Annotated in this window: 6 protein-coding genes and 1 pseudogene; 4 read left to right on the plus strand and 3 right to left on the minus strand. The window is 64.9% G+C overall.

All coding sequences use genetic code 11. From position 1 onward, the window contains the following. The 3 genes from WCB02_RS40465 to WCB02_RS40475 form a co-directional block, all read left to right on the plus strand. A partial coding sequence (locus WCB02_RS40465) for a glutathione S-transferase family protein (protein ID WP_423968240.1) occupies positions 1 to 255 on the plus strand: 255 nt, incomplete at its 5' end. Then, positions 204 to 1,406 carry a tRNA epoxyqueuosine(34) reductase QueG gene (queG, locus tag WCB02_RS40470; protein WP_423968242.1) on the plus strand — a complete coding sequence of 401 codons (1,203 nt, stop codon included), beginning with the start codon at positions 204 to 206 and terminating at the stop codon, positions 1,404 to 1,406. The genes WCB02_RS40465 and queG, both read left to right, overlap by 52 nt. A 34-nt stretch (positions 1,407 to 1,440) precedes the next feature. Next, positions 1,441 to 2,241: an acyl-CoA thioesterase domain-containing protein gene (locus WCB02_RS40475; RefSeq protein WP_423968244.1), complete on the plus strand. Its 801-nt coding sequence runs from the start codon at positions 1,441 to 1,443 to the stop codon at positions 2,239 to 2,241. 125 nt (positions 2,242 to 2,366) lie between these two features. Here WCB02_RS40475 and WCB02_RS40480 read toward each other — a convergent pair. Continuing rightward, positions 2,367 to 2,567, minus strand: a pseudogene (locus tag WCB02_RS40480) (nuclear transport factor 2 family protein); the annotation flags it as partial. Positions 2,568 to 2,603: 36 nt separating this feature from the next. Further along, entirely contained in the window at positions 2,604 to 3,395 is a 792-nt protein-coding gene (locus WCB02_RS40485) for an alpha/beta hydrolase (RefSeq protein WP_423968246.1), read from the minus strand. A gap of 231 nt (positions 3,396 to 3,626) precedes the next feature. On the opposite strand from WCB02_RS40485, the gene infC reads away from it, so the two are divergent. Continuing rightward, the gene (gene infC, locus WCB02_RS40490; RefSeq protein ID WP_423968251.1) at positions 3,627 to 4,166 is read left to right on the plus strand and encodes a translation initiation factor IF-3; all 540 of its coding nucleotides are present in this window, start codon (positions 3,627 to 3,629) and stop codon (positions 4,164 to 4,166) included. 227 nt (positions 4,167 to 4,393) lie between these two features. Here infC and WCB02_RS40495 read toward each other — a convergent pair. After that, positions 4,394 to 5,079 (minus strand): MBL fold metallo-hydrolase (locus WCB02_RS40495; RefSeq protein WP_423968248.1); only part of this gene is annotated, 686 nt, incomplete at its 5' end.

A 5,079-nucleotide genomic window follows, 5' to 3' on the forward strand; every position in this document is an offset into this window, starting at 1 on the left:
TATCATCTGGCCTATATCGGCTGGCTGGCGCAGCGCCGGAACTACCTCGCCGGCGACCGGCTGACCTACGCGGACCTCGCCGCCGCTGCACATCTTTCGGCGATCGATTACCTGGGCGACGTGCCATGGAACGAGGACGACGCGGCGAAGGCGTGGTACGCACGGGTGAAATCCCGGCCGTCGTTCCGCCCGCTGCTCAGCGAGTGGCTCGCCGGCGTGCCGGCGTCGCGGACCTACGTGGATCTCGATTTCTGAATAACGCTGTTGCGAATGACCCCGATGAGCTGAGGGCCGCGCTCACGCGGGAAGCGCGCGCGCTCGGATTCGATTGCGTCGGGATCGCCGCCCCCGATTCGATTGCCGACGCGGCGAAACATTTCCGTACATTCCTCGAGACCGGCGCTCATGGCGACATGGACTGGCTCGCGGCCAATGCCGAACGCCGCATCGATCCGCGCGCGTTGTGGCCCGACGTCCGCTCGGTGATCCTGTTGGGCGTGAATTACGGGCCCGATCGGGATCCGCTGGCGATCCTGCAGCAGCAGTCAAAGGGCGCGATTTCGGTCTATGCGCAGGGCGACGATTATCACGATTCGATCAAGAAGCACCTCAAGACGCTCGGGCGCTGGCTGGTGGCCGCCGCGCCCTGCGAGATCAAGGTTTTCGTCGATACCGCGCCCGTGATGGAAAAGCCGCTGGCGCAGGCGGCGGGGCTTGGCTGGCAGGGCAAGCACACCAACCTGGTGTCGCGCGAATACGGCTCCTGGCTGTTTCTCGGCGTGATTTTCACCACGCTCGAGCTGCCGCGCGACGGGGCGGCGAGCGATCATTGCGGCTCGTGCCGCGCCTGTCTCGAAATCTGTCCGACCGCGGCGTTCCCGGCCGCCTACCAGCTCGACGCGCGGCGCTGCATCTCTTATCTCACCATCGAGAACAAGGGACCGGTGCCGCACGAATTTCGCAAGGCGATCGGCAATCGGATCTATGGCTGCGACGATTGCCTGGCGGTCTGTCCTTGGAACAAGTTCGCGCAGGCCGGGCACGAGGCGAAGCTTGCGTCACGCGCCGAGCTGCGCGCCCCCGATCTCGCCGAACTTTCGCGGCTCGACGACGCGGCTTTTCGCGCGCTGTTTGCCAAATCGCCGGTCAAGCGCATCGGCCGCGACCGTTTTATCCGCAACGTGCTGATTGCGATTGGCAACTCGGGAGATCGCGCGTTGGCCCGCGACGCCGAACGGCTGCTCGCCGATGCAAGCCCGCTGGTCCGCGGCGCGGCGGTGTGGGCGCTGGCGCAATTGATCGAGCCCGAGCCATTCGCGGCACTGGCCTTGAGGGCTTTCGCTGTCGAGCGGGCCGAGAGCGTGGTCGCCGAATGGACGGCGGCTGAGCGCACGGGCCGAGCTTGATTTCATCGCGCCCGATCCGTCATGGTGGCGCATCATGACCAATCAGCCTTTCTTCACGCGCGACGGCGACAGCTTTCTGCCGACGGCGGTCGCGAACGGACCGTGGGATCCAAAATCCCTGCACGGCCGCGTCATCATCGGCTTGCTCGCTTTTGTCATCGAGCAGCGCCATGGGGCGGCGGATTTCGTACCGGCGCGGTTGACGGTCGACATGTTTCGTCTGCCGAACATCACGACGCCGATCGAGGTCAGGACCCGATCGATCCGCGAAGGCCTGCGGATTCGCGTCGTCGAGGCTGACTTCCTCTCGGGCGGCGTCGCCATGGCACGCGCCTCCTGCCAGCTGTTGCGCCGTACCGAAAATCCGCCAGGCAACGTCTGGTCGGCGCCCAATTGGGAAGTCCCGGCACCGTCGGAGATACCGGCGCCGGGCGATCCGCGGCTCGGCATGCATGGCAAATGGGCCAGCCGCCCGATCATCGGCGCGATGGGGACGCTCGGCCCCCGCAGACTGTGGATGAGCGAGGTGCGCGAGCTGGTCGGGGGCAGCCCCCTGACGCCCTTCGTTCGCGTCGCGCTGGTGGCCGATTTTGCCAGCCCGTTCGCCAATGCCGGCGATCAGGGGCTGGGCTTCATCAACAGCGACGTCACGCTCTATCTGCACCGGCCGCCGGTCGAGGACTGGATCGGACTGGAAGTGGTGAAGCATCATGCCACCAGCGGCGTCGCGATCGGCGAGTGCTGGCTTTACGACCAAACAGGCCCGATCGGGAGTGCCACGGTGGCGGCGCTGGCGCAGCGCAAGCCGATGCCGAAGCTGACGCGATCGCCCTGATCGTGCTGCCCGCAAAGGCGGGGCGTCCGCTATTCCAGAGCGTCGAGGTCTATTGAGGCTGCGGGGATGCGGGATCGTCCGCCGCCGCGGAGGCTGATGGCCGATGGTGCTGCGAACGCAGCGGCTCACCGCTGCAGATGCCGCCGCATCTCTGGGCGGCCCTTCGGTTCGGCGCCCTGTTTGGCGGCAATCCTGGCGGTCCGCCCGGAGGCAAAATTCGTGTCGACGAAAGCCGGCGCGCTGTCGGCGACTTCGCGGTATTCGACGATCCGACCGTCACGCAGCCGCGCTTGCTCGAACATCGCCCTGGCGCCGCCCGCCTCCGGAGGCATCGAGCAACAGCTGCAAGGTGTGAGGCCGCCTCACCCGATCTCCGCGACCGCGGCGATGATCCGCGCGATGTCCTGTGGTCGCGACAGGCGGTGATCGCCATCCTGGATCATGGTCAGCACCACGTCATCGGCCGGCAGCCGATGGACCAGTTTGAAGGCGTGCTGCCAGGGCACGTCTGGATCCTGCCCGCCCTGCAGGATGCGCACCGGGCAGCCGACATCGATCGAACCGCCGAGCAGCAGATGGTTGCGGCCCTCCTCGATCAGTGTCCGGGTAATCGGATAGGGCGCGCCGTCGCCATATGGCGACGGCCTGAGCCAAACGCCGTTGCTTTCGATCTCGTGGTGGATTTCCGGCGAAAATCCCTTCCACATCAGTTCCTCGGTGAAGTCCGGTGCCGGCGCGATCAGCACCAGCCCCGCCAGCGACGCCTTTTGCGGCTGCTTGCCGAGTTCACGCGCCAGCAGCAGCGCCATCCAGCCGCCCATCGATGAGCCGATCACCACCTGCGGCCCCCGGCAGCATTGCGTGAAGACTGCGACGCTGTCCTGGAGCCAGCGCCCGATGGTGCCGTCGATGAATTTTCCGCTCGATTCGCCGTGGCCGGAATAATCGAACCGGACCAAGGCCCTCCCGTGCTCGGCCGCCCAGCCGTCGAGGGCCGCCGCCTTGGTGCCCTTCATGTCCGAATTGAAGCCGCCGAGCCAGAACAGCCCGGGCGCCGAGCCCGCGCGGGCGCGCACGGCGATTCGGCGTGCGGCATCCCCTTCACCGACCTCGATAAAAAGCGGATCAGGCCCGGCTGCCGTCGAATTAGTCATGGAACGTTTACTCCAATCCTGTTGTTTGAGGGGTTCTGAACGCCGAAGCCGACATCCGCCTAAGGCATTCGCCGCGCTTGCGGAATAGAAGATTGGTGTCTATCTCGCGCTGGCCGTGGCCGAAATGCCTCGCATTTGTCGGTTTTCTTGCGCAGGTTGCGAGTTCGCTTGCCCACTGCCGTGTATTGCTTCAAAATAGCGCCCTTCGTTCACAACTTTGGAGAACTACCCATTCGCCGTCCCAATCGAGCCCCGCCCGCTGCCACCAAAGACGGGCCGCGCACAAATGATGAAATTCGCAATGCGCAGATCCAGCTGATCGACTCGACCGGCACCAATCTCGGCACCGTCGAAACCGTGGTGGCGATCAAGATGGCCATCGAAGCGGGCATGGATCTTGTGGAGATCTCGCCGAACAACAATCCCCCCGTGTGCAAGATCATGGACTACGGGAAATTCAAATATTCGGCGCAGAAGAAGGCCGCCGAGGCCCGCAAGAAGCAGAAAGTCGTCGAGATCAAGGAGATCAAGCTCCGGCCGATGATCGACGATCACGACTACGAAGTGAAGATGCGCGCGATGCAGCGCTTTTTCGAGGAAGGCGACAAGGTCAAGATCACGCTGCGCTATCGCGGCCGCGAAATGGCGCACCAGGAAATCGGCACCAAGCTTTTGGACAAGGTCAAGTCCGACGTCTCGGAATATGCCAAGGTCGAGCAGGACGCCAGGTTCGAAGGCCGCCAGGTCGTCATGGTGCTGGCGCCACGCTGAGACCTGACGATTGGAATGACCGGATCAGGCGGTCCGTCAGGCAATCCTGGCGGGCCGCTTTCGGTTTATAGAGCGTTGCCGCCGCTTCGAGCGAGCCTGGTTCGATCCGCAGGGCGCCCGGCAGATTCCTGGAGCCCCGTCTTGCCCGCGCGGTCGAGGCTTTTCGGCGCCGTGCACTTGCTTCAACATCGCTGCCGGCGTCGACAAGGGACGGCGACGGATCGCCGCTAACCACCGAGCGCGTGAACCCAGGCCTCCGGATAAAGCGCGTAAGCGTCGCCACGCCGCGCCAGCCGCGAGAACGCCGGGAAATGCAGATGCATCCCGGCGATCAGGACGCCATCGGCTGAGACGCGATCGAACATGCGTTTGCGCGAGGCCGCCGCCGCAGCAAGGTCGGTGTCGAAGGCCATGCCGGCTTCGGGGAATGCGGTCTGCACTTCCGGCACATGCACGGTATCGCCCCAGATCATCAACTGATCGCTGCCCGATGCGATGAGATAGGCGGTGTGACCCGGCGTATGCCCGGGGCTTGGTATCGCGGTGACGCCGGGAAACACCTCGCCCTCCTTGAAAAGCCGCGTGCGAGTCTTGTAGGGCGCGACCTGCTCGCGGCCGGCGAGGAAGTAGAGTTTTCGCGACCGCTCGTCGACCTTGGCCATCGCGCCGTCATCGAACCAGTGCGCCGGTTCGTTTTCGTGCATGACCAGTTCGGCGTTCGGATAGAGAAGCTGGCCATTCGACATATCGGTCAGGCCGGCGGAATGATCCGGGTGCATGTGGGTGAGCAGCACGGTATCGATCGACTTCGGATCGATGCCGGCGGCGGCGAGGCTGCGTTGAACGAGGCCGGCCGTGGGCAGAAGATAATTCCCCGACCCGGTGTCGACGATCGCCAGACGCCCCTTCGAAT

Origin of the sequence: Bradyrhizobium sp. (assembly GCF_049581145.1) — a bacterium.
Taxonomy (GTDB): Bacteria; Pseudomonadota; Alphaproteobacteria; order Rhizobiales; family Xanthobacteraceae; genus Bradyrhizobium.